We start from the raw sequence: 14,832 nt of genomic DNA, 5'->3' as shown, positions 1-14,832 counted from the left end.
AGTTGCGTTCTATCGATGGGCTCCACTAGCGTCGATACGGCAACGTTTCGACGTGAGGAGTGACGTCATGAAGTTCCTCTTTGAGGATGAGTCGTTCTCCTTTGAGGCGCTACGCACCGCGTGCTTCGCCACCTATGGCGGCGCCGATCTGGGGGAGGTTCTGGTGACCGCGCGCGCCATAGGTGACGGGGACGAGGCCGCCTGGCATCGCGAGTGGAAGAACACAGCCGGACGCGTGCACGAGCTCGGCAACCGCTCACTCGCAGCCGGGCACCGGGTCAGCGCCCGGGAGGCGCTGCTGAGGGCGTCGAACTACTACCGCACCGCGGAGTTCTATCTGCGCGACAACCCGTTCGACGACCCCGACGCCAAGGAGCTGTCGGCGCTGGCCCGCGACACCTTCGCCACCGCGGCCGGCCTGATGGACACCCCGGTCGAGGCGGTGGCGATTCCCTACGCGGACACGACGCTGCCCGGCTGTCTGTTCCTCGTCGACGACTCCGGGAGACCGCGTCCGACGGTGGTGTTCACCAGCGGCTTCGACTCGATCCTGGAAGAGGCCTACTTCGCCGTGGCCGCCGCGGCGCTGCGGCGAGGCTACAACTGCCTGGCCTACGACGGCCCTGGGCAGGGTGCGGCGCTGCGCGAGCAGCGCCTGTTCTTCCGCCCCGACTGGGAAAGCGTGCTCACCCCCGTACTCGATCACGCCCTGACTCGCCAGGAGATCGACCCCACCCGCATCGCCCTGCACGGCTACAGCTTCGGCGGTCTACTGGTCGCCCGCGCCGCCGCCCATGAGCACCGGGCCGCCGCACTGATCCTGGACGACGGCATCTACAGCTACTTCGAGGCCACCACCCGGCTCATCCCGCCGTTCCTGCTCCAGTGGATGCTGGAGGGCCGGGACGAAGAAGCCGAGCGGGTGCTGTCGCTGATGCTGCCCCGCAACACCGCGTTGCGCTGGGCCCTGCGCAACGGAGTCTGGACCTTCGGCGCCGACTCTCCCTCCGACTATGTACGCCGCTCCCGCCCCTACACCCTCGACGGGCTCGCCCACCAGATCACCACCCCGGCCCTGATCTTCGACCCGGACAACGACGCCACCTTCAAGGGCGAACCTCAGCGGCTGCACCAGGCGCTGACCAGCCCGAGCACCCTCATCACCTTCCCCGAGGCGGAAGGGGCCGGCGAGCACTGCAGCTACGGCGGGCGCGCCACGCTCCACCAGCACCTGTTCGACTGGCTCGACGACACCCTCGCCATCGCCTGAACCCCGAGCGGAGACCACCACCATGACCACCGTGATCGATCAGATCGACCGTGCCCTCGACATGACCGCCGCCGTCGTCAAGGGCATCACCGACGCGCGGCTCACCGACCCCACCCCCTGCCCGGAATGGGATGTCCGCACCGAACTCAACCACTTGGTCGGCGGGATGCGCATCTTCGCGGCCGAACTGTCCGGCGCCGACCCCGGCGGCGCCCACGAAGACGACTGGCTGGGCAGCGACCCGTACGCAGCCTTCGTCACCGCCGCCGAACTGGATCGCACCGCCTGGCATCGCCCGGAGGCCCTGAACACGACCGTCCGCTTGGGGTTCGGCGCCGTCCCCGGGCCGATGGCCGCGCTCGTCCACCTCACCGAGGTTCTGGTGCACGGCGCAGACCTGGCCGTGGCCACCGAGCAGGAACATCTCCTCGACCAGCCTGCCTGCGCTCACCTGCACGCGATCATGCGCGAGATGGACTTCGCAGCCTTCCGCCGTCCCGCCATGTTCGGCCCCGAGCGCGAGATCCACGCCGACGCCCCTGCCCACCAGCGGCTACTGGCCTTCCTCGGCCGCGATCTGCGCAGCGCGGCAACCGGATCTGCGGCCTGGCCTGGCCGGGCCGGCAGGTAGGGCGGCGCGGCACGTTCGGCCGCCGCCCGACGACTTGGGGGATGCTCCTACTCGTCGGCGTTCCCGGGACCGGGCGAGCGGCTGCCCCGGGCGGCGGTCCCAAGCGGTCCGAGGTCAGTTCGCCAAGGGGCGCACCACGTTGCTCGGGCCGAGGTCGATGGTCACGGACTTGGCGGCGGGGTCGGTGGTGACGTAGTCCTTGTCGTTCGCGACGATCACGATCCCGATGCGATGGCCGGCCGGGAAGACGTAGTCCGTGGCGTGCAGGCGCCAGCTGACGGTGTACGCCTGGCCGGGACGGACGGCCCTCGGACGGGTCACGGAGTCGCGGTTCTTGACGTCGATGGAACCACGCGTGACGACCGGGAGCTTGGTCGGCTTGCCTCGCGGGGAGGGGGCGAACAAGTCGGCGCTCTCCGGCTGGGCCGCCGTCGCTTGCGGAGCCGCCGGGCCGTAGTCGACCAGGAGGGCCGTCAGCGGAGTGCTGGTCGACGTGCTCGTCATGCGTACGCTCACCTCTGCCGTACCGGAGAGGTGTGTGGGCCGGGTCAGGGGAGCCGTGAGGTAGGCGAGCCGGTAGGGTGCGCCGACCGACGGGTCGGCGATCATTTGCGCTTCGTACCGCGTGGTGTCGTCGGTGAAGGTTTGGGTCGCGCTCGTGGCGGGCGTGTCCGCGAGGGTGCCCACAGCCGACGAATCGGCCGGACCGAACCACATGCGAACCGGCCGGGAATCGGGATGAGGCCAGCTGGCGGAGGTCTGCCAGGAGTTGTCCGATTGCTGGACGGTCACCCGCGGCTCTCGCGTGATTCCGTTGTCGAGGTCGTAAAGCCAGTGGTCCATCCAGCGGTGCAGGGTCTCCTGCCAGTAGCCGGCGCCGGTGACGAGCGGGTCCTCGTGTCCGCCGTTGTGCAGCCAGAGCTTGCGCGGCACGTCGTTGTCCTCGAGCCGCTGCCACCATTCGGCGAACTGGCGACCACGAACCTTCGTGTCGTTCAGCCCCTGCGCCGGCAGGACGGAGGCCCGTACGCGAGAAGCATGCCGCCGGTAGTTCCGTTCGGCCCAGAAGGGGGTGTAGTCGGCCGCGTCAACCCCCAGCTTCGTCAGAACGTCCCCGCACTTGGTCTTGGCGCTTTCGCTGATGACCCGGTTCGCCTGGTACTCCGGGTAGCGGTCGCCCAGCGAACCGGCATAGGCGATCCCCTGGTCGGTGGCACGTGCCCGGCCGTTGAGCCAGTCGACAGCCGCGGTCGCGCTGAGGACGTCCTCACGGCCACCGGTCGTCGGGCATCCTTCCGATGCGCCCGTGCCCTGCACCTCGACCTCCACCGCGGCGTAACCCCGTGGCACGAAGTACTCGTCGTACCAGTCGTTGAACACTCCCGGGTCGGGCACCGCCGATTGTGCCTCCCGGCCCGAGTAGGGCGTCGCCTTCAGGATCGTGGCGACCCTCATCCCGTTCAGGGTCTCCGCAGGGCGCATCACGGCCACGGCGACCCGGTCGCGGCGGCCGTCGCGATCGCTGTCCATCGGCGTCTCGACGTACACCGTCTCGCGCACCGCCTCCGTGTACGAAAAGGCGGGCTGGGTCTGCCCGTTCCGCACAAGGAGGGTCGGCGCGGCCGACGCCGGCGCCGCGGGCAGGACGGAGACTAAGGCGAACACCGTCATGCCGAGTCCCGCGACCTGGCGCGTAGTACTGGCAGGGCAAGCCAAGCCCTTGGTGGTCGGACGGGTGTGCGGTCGTGCAGCAGCCGGCTGGGCTGTTCGGCCAGTGCCTCCTCCGGGTCGAGCGGCAGGCGGTCCGCCACCGTCGGATCAGAGCAGCTGGAACACAACGACCGCAACCAGCTGCACCACACCGCCTACCGTCGCCTACGACTGGGACGGCGCCGCGCCCTGTCACAGGTCGTCGTCATAAACGGCCACCGTCAGCGTTCCGGGGCGCCGCAGGTACTCGGGGATGGACGTCTCCAGCCGGACTCTGATCGTTGTCGTCTTCTCACCGCGCGGCCGTTTGCCGATGTGGACGTACCCGGCCAAGCGGGTGGTCGGCGGGGCGGAGCAGGGGAGGGGGCTTTGGTGCAAGCGCCCGTTCACCCACATCTTGTTGCTGAGCCGCTCGGTGAGGCCGTCCCCGCAGTAGGTGACGATGGCCAGTCCGCGGCCCCGGTTCCGCACGGTGAGCGTCACCTCGCGGGTGCCGGGCCAGGTGGCGCTGCCCTTGGTGACCAGGTTGAGGGTCTCCCCGATCTTGGCGGGCGGTTCGACCGGGCGCGAGGCGGTCCTCATCGTGGCCGGCGGGGTCCACTCGTACACGCCGAACCGCCATTTCCCCGGAGGTGTGCGCCCGAGGTCGCGCTTGACGGTGAATCTCACCGTCCGCGTCCCGGCGGGGAGGGGCTGCATGTCGACCGCTTTGCCCCGCTCGCACGAGTTCATCAGAAAGGGCGCCGGTGACAGCGTGTAACTCTTGTCCAGGCCCGGTACCCACGCGCTGACAGGCGGTGGCGCTGCCTTGGGGTGTGGGCAGTCGGGCAGGATGGCCACCGGCTTGCCGCTCACCTTCACCTGGAACGTCGTCGATTCCTCGCGTGATGGGTCGAAGGTCGCCGTGGCTAGCCTGCGGTAGACGGTGCCGTCGGACTCCTCGTACTGGATCGGGAGCTTGTCGGTCACTTTCGCGGTGGTCGGCTGATCGACTTGCGCCGGCCCGCGCAGGCTGACGATCGTTCCCGCGGTGACGACCGCGACGGCGCAAGTGACAGCGACAGCGACGGCCGACAACCGGCGCCGCCGTGCGCCGCGCGTCCTGGCCCGCAGCGAGTGCCACGGGATCGGGCGGTCGAGCGCCGGGCTGCTGCGCTCGTCCAGCAGGCCGCGGAGTTCTCCCTGGTCGATATGCATCGCGCTACCCCCTCCTGTCGTACGCGAACGACTCGTCCACCCGAAGCTTGGCCAGCGCCCTGCTCGCCTGGCTTTTGACCGTCCCGACGCTGCAGCCGAGCGTCGCAGCGGTCTGGACCTCGGTCAGGTCCTCGAAGAACCGCAGCACGACGACGGCCCGTTGCCGGGCAGGCAAGCGGCCGAGCGCCTGCCAGACCAGTTCGCGGTCGTCGGCCTGTCCCATGTGGTCGGCCGCCTGCGCTCGGTCGGGCGGCGACTCGCTGGTCAGCTCGGCCTTTCTCCAGCGCCGCCGCCACCAGGAGACGTGCAGGTTCACGATGATCTTCCGGACGTACGCCTCACGCTCGTCGCCCAGGCGTGGCCAGGCCTGCCACGTCTTCAGCAGCGCCGTCTGCACCAGGTCCTCGGCCGCTCCCCAGTCGCGGGCGAGCAGGTAGGCGGTGCGGAGCAGCCGGTGCCACGACGCCTCGACGAACGCGTCGTACTCCGATCTATCCGCCATGTACGGTCCTTCCTCAGGCGACAGTCACTCGTCCTTACGCCGCCGGAAGTACAGAAGGTTGCTCAGCTTCTTGCACTCTTGTGCAGTGGGTGTTCGTTGCCCGTGAACCCTGGAAGCTCGATTGGGACACGGTCACACGCGGCTTGGGACAGAGGGCCGGTTACCGGGCTGGGCGGGTGATCAGCGCCTCTATGCCGTCCAGCAGGAGGTCGAGGCCGAACCGGAAGTCGGCGTCCTCCGTCCAGCCGGTGGAGTCCCTGAGCAGGCCGGAGCGCATCATGGCCGACAGTGCCGGGTACGTCGCGGGGTCCAGGACCTCGGTGAGCATCTCGCCGTACTCGGCGGCTCCCTTGGCCCTGGCCGCGAGCTCATCGCCGCCGGCGCCGAGCGAGTGCGTGAGTGTGGCGTTGGTGAGGGCGTAGCCGGTCAGGGCCGTGGCGGCGTTGAACTTCTGGCCGTCGTCCAGCCCGGTACCGGACAGCGCGTCCAGGGCCCGGTCGAGCCAGAGCAGTCGCCGCGGGCCCATGGGCGGGGTGCTCTGGCGCAGGTCCAGCAGCCAGGGCCGGGACAGCAGGAGGTCGCGGGTGAGCCGGGTCCACGTGGCGAGGTAGTCGCGCCAGGGCAGGTTCCCGCGTTCGGGTGGTGGGGGCACGGCGCTGTCCGCCATGACGGTCAGGAGTTCGTCCTTGTTGCCGACGTATCGGTAGAGCGCCATCGGAGCGACGCCCACCTGGGCGGCGACGTTGCTCATGGAGACGGCGGCCAGCCCTTCGGTGTCGGCGATCTCGATGGCGGCCGTCGTGATCGTGGCCAGGTCCAGGCGCGGCCTCGGGCCTCTGCGCGTGGTGGGTTCGCGGTCCCACATCCGCGCCACGACGGGTGGCAGCTCTGCCATCGAACATCCTCTCGTGCGGTCGGAATCTGTGTACGTCATATAGCCTAATAGTCGTGTATGTCGTACAGAGTAGACCGTACATAATGAAGGAGGCGGCATGGAGATCCGTACGTTCGCGCCGAGCGACCGCGCCGAGCTGCGCGAGCTGTTCGAGCGCGCGGGCGAGGGCGCTCCCACGGCGTCGCTGTGGGGGCACGTGGACTCGGAGGCGGCCGTCTATCTGGACCCCTACATGGAGCTGGAGCCGGACTCGCTCTTCGTCGCCGTCGCCGGGGGCGCCCTGGTGGGCTACCTGACGGGATGCCTCGACAGTGCGAGGTTCCCCGGCGAGGGCGAGCGCATGGAGCAGGCGATGCGGACCTACCGGCTGGTCTTCCGGCCCGGGCCCGCGGCCTTCTTCGCGCGCAGCCTGGCCGATCTGGCGTGGGCCGCGGTCCGCAGGCAGCCCGGCGTCGGCGAGTTCGCCGACGCCAGGTGGCCCGCGCACCTGCACATCAACGTGGCACCCGAAGCGCGAGGGACCGGCGCCGCCGACGGGCTGATGAGCCGCTGGCTCGACCGGCTCAGGCAGGCCGGATCCCCTGGCTGCCACCTGCAGACCCTGGTCGAGAACACCCGGGCGGTGCGGTTCTTTCAGCGCATGGGCTTCGCCGAGCACGGCCCGGCACCACTGGTGCCCGGCCTCCGGCACGACGGCCGGCGGGTCCACCAGCGGACGATGATCTGGAACGCCGACCGCGCTGCCGAGGGGGCCGGAGCGCCGACGTCCGCCGAACGTCAATAGGTCTTGAGGCTCGCCTTGCTGAACCTCAAGATCGTTCGTCGCTCAGAGCGGATCATCTGATCGTTCAACCTCGCTCATGTCCAGCTCGAACCTGCCGTACAGGTTCAGATGGGACGGCCGCGCGTCATCGGCCACGCTGCGCCGCCTGGCCGACGGTGGTGTCCCGGTCGCCGAGGAGGCGTAGGTGACTCCGGTCAGGCGTTCGGACAGTTGCCACAGGTGAGCGGCCGTGTCGGTGTCGCGGATGGCGCGTTCGCGGGTGCGGCGTACGGGCTCGCCGCGCAGTTGCAGCGGCCCGTCGGGAACGATGTAGCTGCCGCCGGACAGGTCCGGTACGGTCGCCGCGTACAGCGAGGTCTTCGCTCCTTCCGGCGTCGGGCGGAAGGCTGCGCGCACCAGCAGGCGCGTGAGAGTCGCGTACAGGCGTCCTCTGCCGCTGTTGGCGCCGCCGGTGAGCACGTTGGTGCGGGTGAGCCCGGGGGCGACGGCCATGCTGCGCAGCCGCAGCCCGGCAGCGTCGGCCCGGCGCTGCAGCTCCATGGCGAAGTAGAGGTTGGCGCGCTTGGACTGCACGTAGGCGAACGCCGTGCGATATCCGCGCTCGGCGTTGAGGTTGTGCAGGTCGAAGCGGGCGAAGCGCTGGCCTTCGCTGCTGATGGTGATCACCCGCGGGTCGGGCGCGGCGAGCAGGTGCGGCAGCAGCAGGCCGGTCAGGGCGAAGGTGCCCAGGTGGTTGATGCCGAACTGCGACTCGAACCCGTCGGCGGTCCGGGCGTACGGCACCATCGCCACCCCGGCGTTGTTCACCAGCAGATCGAGCCGGCCACGGTCCCACCCGGCGGCGAACTCGCGGACGGAGGCCAGGCTGCCCAGGTCCACCCGGCGCAGTTCCAGGCGGGCGCCAGGCGCCTCGCCTTGCATGCGGGTCAGCGCGCGCCGGCCCCGTTCGGGGTCGCGGCAGGCCAGGACGACCTGGGCGCCACGGCGGGCCAGTTCGCGGGCGGTGATGTAGCCGATGCCGCTGTTGGCTCCGGTCACCACCACGACCCTACCGGTCTGGTCGGGGATGTCGTGGAAGGTCCAGGGGGGAGGGCTGTGCATGATGTGCCACCTCGGAGGAGTGGGGACCAACACATCGCAACTTTGAGTTGCGATAGATTGATCCTGTCACTCGCCCTCGAATATCGCAACTTGGAGTTGCAATGCGGTCTGGTCAATCCCCTGCCCGGCCGGTCGGCCGCGGCGCCAAAGTACGCGCCGCCGTCCACGCCGCCACCCTCGCCGAGCTCCTCGACAGGGGCTACGCCGCGCTGACCGTCGAGAACGTCGCCCAGCGCGCCGGGGTCCACAAGACGACGGTGTATCGCCGGTGGAAAGATCGCGAGAGTCTGCTCATCGACGCCCTGGCCGAACACATGGCGACGGACATCCCCGTGCCCGACACCGGCGCGATCGAGACCGACCTGCGGGCGCTGGCGCGCTCGATCGTCCAGGTGTTCACCAGCCCGGCCGGGCAGGCCATCCTGGCCGCCATGTTCACGGGGGCGGCCCACCTTCCGGAGATCGCCGCGGCCCGCCGGCAGGTGTTCGACGACCGGCTCGCCAGAGCTGAGCCGATGCTGAGGCGTGCCGTCGAGCGCGGCGAGCTTCCCGGGGACACCGATCCCGCCGAGGTGCTGAAGACCCTGGCCGCGCCGATCTACCTCCGCCTGCTCATCACCGCCGAACCCGTCGACGAGAGGATCGCCGACCAGGCGGTGCGCGTCACGCTCGCCGCCGTGCGCGCGGGCGCCCTACGGCCGGGGCACGACGATGCGCCGGTCGGCGAGTGAGGACGCTGGTCCGGCGGGCCAAGCTTGGCCTGATCGCACATTCCGGTGGCCCCCCGGGGAGGATCCGATCTCCGCCATCGAGCTGAAGCGGGATGCGCTCCACATCGCGAGAGCATGTATTGATCGCCAGTTGTGCAGCGAACAAACGGTCACTTGGCCGCCCCGGACGTCGGAGGCAGGACGCCCCGGGGACAATGCCCGGGAGGGCGCCGACCTTTCACCGGCATGGCCGCTGTCATCAGCGGAAAGTGGCCGCTCGCCGTAGCAACGGCAGTGCCAGGTCTACCGCGAGCGGTAGTCAGGCCGGTCGAAGGTGTGCACGTTGTCGCTGCCCAGCACCTTGCCGGCCGCTTCCAGGACGACCTTCGGAGTGTCCTTGGTGAAGTACGCCTCCGCGTTGACACCACGGGACTCCGCCGCCCGCTGCAGATGCGTGAGGTCGCTGATGGTCTTCGACAGATTCTCGGCCTTGCCCGGGCCGCCGACCTGGATCAGCTCCCCTTTGGGCCCCAGCACGTCGACCTTGGCGACGCCACCCTGGCCGTTGGGCAGGGCGTAGCGGATCTCGGTGTCCTTCAGCGCACCGCCTTCACTGATCGAGGCGGCCCGGTTGTCCCTGGCCAGGCTTCCGCCGGTGAGCTGGGCGACCGCCTTCTCGTTCTGGAAGCCCTTCGCGGAGCTCATCTCGCCTGCGCTGGGGCCTGCCATCGAGCGTACGGTCGAGGGCGCCTCCGGCTTGTAGGCTCCCTGCCTCGGTTCGTACGTCTGGGCCGGTCGCGGCTCGTAGCCGCGTGAGACCTCGGGCGCGGGCTTGACCAGCCCTTCGGACGCCGAGCCCGGCTTTCCCCCGGCCAGGCCTCCGGCGACTCCGGACACGAAGTCCTTGCGAACGGCTTCCTGCCCGGCCTTGGCGGCGGCCTCGACCTTGGACTCGGGCCCCACCCGGCCTTCGGTGACGTACCGGCCGGCCTGGTAGTCATGCGGGACGAGGACATTGCGGATGACGGTCGGTTCCTTGGTGTCTCTCGTGGGCAGCGCCTTCTTGCTCTCCAGTTCCTGCTCCACCTGCCGGGGCGAGATCTTGGCCGGGTCGAGAGGGCCGCGGCCGAGTTCCATGACGAGTTGGGGGTAGCTCTTGCCGGACCGCTGTTCGAGGTCGGCGCGGATCTGGGATTCGGTCCGTCCGTCCGGGCCGGGGGTCTCCGGTTTGCCGGCCTTCTCGCCGGTCTTGCCGGGGCCGCCGGTCTCCGGGCTCTTGCTCGGCGCGCCGGCATCCGCGGACTGACCCACGCGGGGGTCGGCGGTCTGCGTCGCGTCCGCTGGAGAGGTGCCCTTGGAGGAGGTGGCTTCCGGGCCGCTCATGCCGCCGGCACCGGTGTACTGCTGATCGCTGCACAGTTGTATGGCGTTCTCCGAGGCCGAGCCCCGGGAGACCCCGTCGCCCCACCGGGCCGGCTCGTTCGGGTTCCACGGCAGCTTGATCGCCTCCGGGCCAGCGAGACCCCCGGCACCTCCGGATTCGTGACTCGACCTGTCCGGCAGGGCGGGGCGATCTCCGGGCCGGGACGGTTCGTGCCCCTCCGGCTTGAGCTGCTCGGTGGTTGACTCGGGTGAGTTCAGGCCAGGCCGTTCTGAGCTGGCGGAGCCCTCCGAGCGTCCGGAGACGGACGGTTCGCGGCCCTCCGGCTTGAGCTGCTCGGTGTTCGATTCGCGGGAGTTCAGGCTGGGCCGTTCGGAGCTGGCCGAACTCTCCGTCCCTCCCGGTTTGTCGGTGGAGTGTTGGGTGTGCTCGAGATCTCGTTCCGACATGGCCGCTCCTCCTATCCCGTGCCGAGTTCCTTCTTGCGGAAGGAGTCGATCTGTTCGGGGTTCGCCGACGGCTCGGCGGGGCGGGCCGCCAGCCCAGGCTCGGGCACCTTGGTGGAGGTGTCCGACTTATCGGAAAGGGAGAGGGCCCCTTCCTTTGACTCGTGCTGCTCGTGGTCGGAGCCTGGGGCGCTGCGCTCGCTCAGGTACTCGAATCCCAGCGTCTGCTGGTTCAACCCCTGTGGTGCGTCGAGGCGGGCCCCCAGGTCGATGCCCTCACCGAACTGCGTCTTCGACGACCCCGCCGCGAGCATGGAGCTTCCCGATGCTTTCTCGGCTGACACGTCGGCTTCGCCGCCAGTTCCGATGCCGAGGCCCCCGGTTTTGCCTCCGCTGGAGCAGAACTTCTGCCCCTCTTGGAGCTGTGCGCCGGCCGCGTCGTAGGCGCGCCGCATCACCGCCGCGGCCTCGCCCGCCCCCTGCATGCCCGACGCCTCTATCGCCTTGGCGGCCAGTTCCATGCCCTCCCGGTTGAACTTTTCGAACTCCGCCTGGCGCTCCTGCAGCGCATCGCTGCCCTCGTGCGGACGTTTCCCGGCCATCACAGACCCGCCTCCTCGATCACCCTGGCCACGATGCGCCGGCCGCTGCGTGGGGCCTTGCGGCGGTCGTCGGCGAGCATCTGCTGCTCGAAGCAGAGGCACACCCGGCGGGCCGCGGTGTCCAGTGCCGCCCGGGCTGGCTCGGGCAGCTCGTCGGAGGGGAATTCGATCAGCTCGTACGCGGCGTCCTGACAGACCTCCCAGGTGCGGCGCCGCCGCTTGTCCTCCGAGACGGCGTCGATGCTGTCGGCCTCCAGCCATCCGGCCTGGTAGCGGCCGCTGTCGACCAGGTCGGCGACCGCCGAGCGGTACAGGCACAGGGCCGGGTCCTGGGTGCACACCAGATGACAGGCCGGGTACGGCTCGCCCTGTCGGGCATGCAGGCGGTGGGCCGTCTGCTGCAGCGCGCCGATGAGTGCGGCCTCGTTGCGGCCCTGGTTGTCGAGCCGGTCCAGCAGGACGGCGCGCAGCCGGTCACGGAGCTCGGCCGTGTCACTGTAGGACCAGGCGCGCTGGGCTCCGCGCCGGGTGGCCAGCCAGTCGGTCCCGTGACCGGCGAACGCCCGCAGCAGCGCGTCGGCGGGAACGGTGGGCGGGCGCCGGGAGTGAAGGGTGGAGACGAGGTCGTCCCACAGGCGGTCCAGGGCGCCCGCCTCGTCGATGACGGAGGTGACGAGGCGGGAGATGACGCGCTGGACGTACTCGTCGCCGGCCAGCAGCCGGGCGGTGTCGCACGTCACCGGATCGGCGCACGTCTCGGCGCAGAACGGCTGCGGCAGGAAGAACGCGGCCAGCGAGCCCTCCTGCCGCCAGCGCGCCATGTGCTGCTGCACCCGGTCGTCCGGCGGCGGCTGCGGCGACAGCGGATCCTTCACCAGCGGCACCCGTACCAGCAAGGGTGCGTCGTCGCCCCCGCCGAAGACGGCGGCCTCGCCGGTCTGAAGGGTGATCAGGGCCTTGGCCTGCTGTTCGTCCATCGCCATGGCTCCGGCCAGCGCAGTGCGGTCGTCGGCTGCGATGATGCGATGCGCGATCTTCAGGTTGGTGTTCTTGATCACGTCGGGCGCCAGCCGGACCGGCACCTGGTCGGCGATGACGACCCCCTGGCCGTAGGCGCGGATCTCCGACAGCAGGTTGGAGAAGGTCTCCACGGCCTGACCGCGCGGGTTGCCCGACTCCTCCGAGCCTTCCGTGCGCACGTTGGCCAGCAGCCGGTGTGCTTCCTCCACGACCAGGAGGTGCACCAGATCACGGCTCTGGCCTCGGGCGCGTCGATGCTCGGCCAGGCGGATCAGCAGCAGTCCGGTGAAGAACGCCTTGTCCCCCTCGTCGCCGAGGGCGTCGAGTTCGACCACGGTCGGCCGGTCGAACAGCACCTCGGGCGGCAAGGACCGGGCCACGTCGAGCATCGCGCCCTTGGCGCCGTGGCGCAGTGACTCCAGGCGGGTGAGCAGGGCGGCGCGCATGTCGCCGGCGATGCGGTCCTCGTAGCCCAGTGCGGGGATGACCTCGCCGACCTTGGCGATCAGATCGGTGAGAGAGGGGAAGGCGTCCTGCGCCCCGGTCAGCTCGCCGAGCCGGATGTTGGCGTTGGTACGCAGATCCCAGCCCCGATCGACGTACACCTCGTGCAGGCACCGCTCAAGGATCTGGGGGAGCGGGGTCCACATCCCGAAGGCCGCGTTGAACACGGCCCTCAGCAGGTCGAGATGCTCGCTGACGGTGGTGCCCGCCGGCACCTCGAACGGGTTGAGGACGAACGGCGCGACGGTGGCCTTGCCGGCGGTGAAGATCTGCACGTCCCGGCCGAGAACGGGATGGTCGATCAGAGCGCGGTACTCCGTCTTGGCGGGCTCGATCACCATGAACGGAATGCCCTGCGCGGCCGCTTCCACCAGCAGGCCCATGATGGTGTTGGTCTTGCCCGAACCGGTGGTGCCCGGGACGAAGACGTGGCGGGTGAGCGAGCGCAGCGGCATCGTGTAGGCGCCGCCCATCGGCTGCCGATGCTGGAGCACCTGTCCCAGGGGCACCTGAGGCTCCCCGCTGTCGACCCGCGGGGCCACCGTGTCGAAGCGCGGCGCCCGGGTGATCGCGAAGCCGGGCGTCTCCAGGTTCGGCAGGTGCACGTATGCCGACAGTTGCGCCGAGCTCAGCAAAGTCTGGGCTCCGTAGGGGTGCTGGTACAGGTTGGGTCCAGGCTGCTCGGGAGCGTCGGGCAGCGCCCAGCGGGCTCCCAGCTCGGCGGCCAGGGGGTGCGGGATCGTCCGCACCGGCTCGGGGATGGACCGGATGCCCGAGTGCACCGCCCGCCATGCGGCGGTCAGGGCGGTCAGGTCGCCGGGCCCGGCGCCGAACAGGTACACGGCCGTACGCCAGCCGCCACGGGCCTGGGCGTCGGAGAGTGCGTCCAGGCGCGCTTGCAGCATGCTCAGGTAGTGCTCGGCCAGCGGGCTCCTGATGCCCGCCGCATCCACGGCCACGGCGACCGCGCGCATCTCGTTGAGCACCCGGTTCCGGTCGGCGCCGAGGGTGTCGGCGTCGACCGGTGTGGCGAGCACGAGAGCGGCCCACCGCAGGCCGTTCATCGACCGCACCAGCCGGTCGATCGGCAGCCCTCCGTCCCGGGGGTCCACCGTGGCCGGGCTGGGCACGCCGAGCACGAGCGCGCCATGGTCCAGCCGTGGTGTGGCGACCCCGGCGGCGTTGATGCTCAAGGCCGGGTAGCAGCCGTCCAGTACGGCCAGCAGCATGGCCTGCCGTGCCTCGGCCGCCGCCTCGACCGCCGTGTCGTCCGCGGCTCCCGGCCCGTCGCCGACCCAGGTGCCCATCCGCACGGACACGTTGTCGCCGTGACCGTCCAGCAGGAACGCCACCGGCGTGCCCGCGCCGGCCAGGCCGACCAGGAGAGGCAGCGTGGGAAGGGTGAAGCTTGGCTCGGGGGCTCGCTTGCCGTCCGGCGGCGAGAGGTCCGGCTCCGGTACGGATTCACGCACCGGCTGCCCGGCTCCGGCGATGTGGACGAGACGGCGCGCGGCCAGGGGCGCCATGCTCCCCGTGGCGCCCGGCAGTGGTGGCATGAGCCGCACCCGCTGGAGATAGTCGACGGCGGCCGTGCTCACAGGATCGACGGTCATGGCAACTCCGGTGGCCATGGAGATGAACACATGGAGATGACGTTGCTGAGGATGATCACGACAATGACCACGAAGAAGAAGATGACCACGACACCCAGCACCATGCGCAGCCGGCGATAGGACTTGGCGCGGACGCGGGCGTTGGTGGTGAGGTTGGCGACCTCCTCGACGCGGAGCGTGCCTTCGCGCCACTTGCCCTCGACGGTGACATGGTCGCCGTTGCTCAGAGCGCCCACGAAGGACAGGCCCGTCATCTCCACGGGGATCGGGGGCAGGCGGTTGCCGTTCGCGTCGTACCGTTCGATACGGAAGTGCCAGATCTCTTCTTCGAGATCGGTGTTTCCCAGGGACCGGTCCTGGCGTTGCTGGAAGTCGCGGACAATGCCGGTGAACCGGGCGGTCTGACCGGCTTGAGGTTCTTCCACCGAGGCGGGCATGTCGCGGGCCCGCCTGGAAGATGCCCCCG

13 protein-coding genes are annotated in these 14,832 nt (G+C 70.1%); 4 read left to right on the top strand and 9 right to left on the bottom strand.

The window, feature by feature from the left end; genetic code table 11:
* The first annotated feature begins 67 nt into the window (after window positions 1–67).
* Together ABZ459_RS18095 and ABZ459_RS18090 are read left to right on the top strand one after the other, a co-directional pair.
* Window positions 68–1,270 (top strand): alpha/beta hydrolase family protein, encoded by a 1,203-nt coding sequence (locus tag ABZ459_RS18095; protein ID WP_357971385.1) that lies wholly within the window; start codon window positions 68–70, stop codon window positions 1,268–1,270.
* Between the two features lie 31 nt (window positions 1,271–1,301).
* Window positions 1,302–1,901, top strand: coding sequence for a TIGR03086 family metal-binding protein (locus ABZ459_RS18090; RefSeq protein ID WP_357971384.1), 600 nt, complete (start codon window positions 1,302–1,304; stop codon window positions 1,899–1,901).
* A gap of 114 nt (window positions 1,902–2,015) precedes the next feature.
* Here ABZ459_RS18090 and ABZ459_RS18085 read toward each other — a convergent pair whose 3' ends face one another.
* The 4 genes from ABZ459_RS18085 to ABZ459_RS18070 form a co-directional block, all read right to left on the bottom strand.
* Window positions 2,016–3,572, bottom strand: a complete 1,557-nt coding sequence (locus ABZ459_RS18085; RefSeq protein WP_357971383.1) for a CocE/NonD family hydrolase C-terminal non-catalytic domain-containing protein — start codon at window positions 3,570–3,572, stop codon at window positions 2,016–2,018.
* Window positions 3,573–3,803: 231 nt separating this feature from the next.
* Window positions 3,804–4,808 (bottom strand): hypothetical protein, encoded by a 1,005-nt coding sequence (locus ABZ459_RS18080; RefSeq protein WP_357971382.1) that lies wholly within the window; start codon window positions 4,806–4,808, stop codon window positions 3,804–3,806.
* Window positions 4,809–4,812: 4 nt separating this feature from the next.
* Window positions 4,813–5,310, bottom strand: a complete 498-nt coding sequence (locus tag ABZ459_RS18075) for a SigE family RNA polymerase sigma factor (protein WP_357971381.1) — start codon at window positions 5,308–5,310, stop codon at window positions 4,813–4,815.
* 160 nt (window positions 5,311–5,470) lie between these two features.
* A complete protein-coding gene (locus tag ABZ459_RS18070) occupies window positions 5,471–6,205 on the bottom strand; it encodes a TetR/AcrR family transcriptional regulator (protein ID WP_357971380.1) in 735 nt (244 codons plus the stop codon).
* A gap of 97 nt (window positions 6,206–6,302) precedes the next feature.
* Between ABZ459_RS18070 and ABZ459_RS18065 the strand changes: the two genes are divergently transcribed.
* The gene (locus tag ABZ459_RS18065) at window positions 6,303–6,989 is read left to right on the top strand and encodes a GNAT family N-acetyltransferase (protein WP_357971379.1); all 687 of its coding nucleotides are present in this window, start codon (window positions 6,303–6,305) and stop codon (window positions 6,987–6,989) included.
* A 42-nt stretch (window positions 6,990–7,031) separates the two neighbouring features.
* Here the strand turns inward: ABZ459_RS18065 and ABZ459_RS18060 are convergent, their stop codons facing one another.
* Window positions 7,032–8,090 (bottom strand): oxidoreductase, encoded by a 1,059-nt coding sequence (locus ABZ459_RS18060; RefSeq protein WP_357971378.1) that lies wholly within the window; start codon window positions 8,088–8,090, stop codon window positions 7,032–7,034.
* A gap of 101 nt (window positions 8,091–8,191) precedes the next feature.
* Between ABZ459_RS18060 and ABZ459_RS18055 the strand changes: the two genes are divergently transcribed.
* The gene (locus ABZ459_RS18055; RefSeq protein ID WP_357971377.1) at window positions 8,192–8,821 is read left to right on the top strand and encodes a TetR/AcrR family transcriptional regulator; all 630 of its coding nucleotides are present in this window, start codon (window positions 8,192–8,194) and stop codon (window positions 8,819–8,821) included.
* Window positions 8,822–9,103: 282 nt separating this feature from the next.
* Here ABZ459_RS18055 and ABZ459_RS18050 read toward each other — a convergent pair whose 3' ends face one another.
* The 4 genes from ABZ459_RS18050 to ABZ459_RS18035 all read right to left on the bottom strand — a co-directional run bounded on the left by ABZ459_RS18050 (window position 9,104) and on the right by ABZ459_RS18035 (window position 14,803).
* A complete protein-coding gene (locus ABZ459_RS18050) occupies window positions 9,104–10,183 on the bottom strand; it encodes a hypothetical protein (protein ID WP_357971376.1) in 1,080 nt (359 codons plus the stop codon).
* Between the two features lie 458 nt (window positions 10,184–10,641).
* Window positions 10,642–11,229, bottom strand: a complete 588-nt coding sequence (locus ABZ459_RS18045) for a hypothetical protein (protein ID WP_357971375.1) — start codon at window positions 11,227–11,229, stop codon at window positions 10,642–10,644.
* The gene (locus ABZ459_RS18040) at window positions 11,229–14,366 is read right to left on the bottom strand and encodes an FtsK/SpoIIIE domain-containing protein (RefSeq protein ID WP_357971374.1); all 3,138 of its coding nucleotides are present in this window, start codon (window positions 14,364–14,366) and stop codon (window positions 11,229–11,231) included. The genes ABZ459_RS18045 and ABZ459_RS18040 overlap by 1 nt, the downstream gene beginning before the upstream one ends.
* Entirely contained in the window at window positions 14,363–14,803 is a 441-nt protein-coding gene (locus ABZ459_RS18035) for a hypothetical protein (protein ID WP_357971570.1), read from the bottom strand. Before ABZ459_RS18035 ends, ABZ459_RS18040 begins: the two co-directional genes overlap by 4 nt.
* Window positions 14,804–14,832: the final 29 nt, after the last annotated feature.

The sequence above is a fragment of the Nonomuraea sp. NPDC005692 genome (assembly GCF_040631115.1).
Taxonomy (GTDB): domain Bacteria; phylum Actinomycetota; class Actinomycetes; order Streptosporangiales; family Streptosporangiaceae; genus Nonomuraea.
This window is presented reverse-complemented; position numbering and strand designations above follow the sequence as displayed.

What these genes read in the sequence shown, in the direction of transcription:
- ABZ459_RS18095 (WP_357971385.1), top strand. Translation starts at nt 68, where the DNA reads ATGAAGTTCCTCTTTGAGGATGAGTCGTTCTCCTTTGAGGCGCTACGC.
- ABZ459_RS18085 (WP_357971383.1), bottom strand. Translation starts at nt 3,572, where the DNA reads ATGACGGTGTTCGCCTTAGTCTCCGTCCTGCCCGCGGCGCCGGCGTCG.
- ABZ459_RS18080 (WP_357971382.1), bottom strand. Translation starts at nt 4,808, where the DNA reads ATGCATATCGACCAGGGAGAACTCCGCGGCCTGCTGGACGAGCGCAGC.
- ABZ459_RS18075 (WP_357971381.1), bottom strand. Translation starts at nt 5,310, where the DNA reads ATGGCGGATAGATCGGAGTACGACGCGTTCGTCGAGGCGTCGTGGCAC.
- ABZ459_RS18070 (WP_357971380.1), bottom strand. Translation starts at nt 6,205, where the DNA reads ATGGCAGAGCTGCCACCCGTCGTGGCGCGGATGTGGGACCGCGAACCC.
- ABZ459_RS18065 (WP_357971379.1), top strand. Translation starts at nt 6,303, where the DNA reads ATGGAGATCCGTACGTTCGCGCCGAGCGACCGCGCCGAGCTGCGCGAG.
- ABZ459_RS18060 (WP_357971378.1), bottom strand. Translation starts at nt 8,090, where the DNA reads ATGCACAGCCCTCCCCCCTGGACCTTCCACGACATCCCCGACCAGACC.
- ABZ459_RS18055 (WP_357971377.1), top strand. Translation starts at nt 8,192, where the DNA reads ATGCGGTCTGGTCAATCCCCTGCCCGGCCGGTCGGCCGCGGCGCCAAA.
- ABZ459_RS18050 (WP_357971376.1), bottom strand. Translation starts at nt 10,183, where the DNA reads ATGAGCGGCCCGGAAGCCACCTCCTCCAAGGGCACCTCTCCAGCGGAC.
- ABZ459_RS18045 (WP_357971375.1), bottom strand. Translation starts at nt 11,229, where the DNA reads ATGGCCGGGAAACGTCCGCACGAGGGCAGCGATGCGCTGCAGGAGCGC.
- ABZ459_RS18040 (WP_357971374.1), bottom strand. Translation starts at nt 14,366, where the DNA reads ATGACCGTCGATCCTGTGAGCACGGCCGCCGTCGACTATCTCCAGCGG.
- ABZ459_RS18035 (WP_357971570.1), bottom strand. Translation starts at nt 14,803, where the DNA reads ATGCCCGCCTCGGTGGAAGAACCTCAAGCCGGTCAGACCGCCCGGTTC.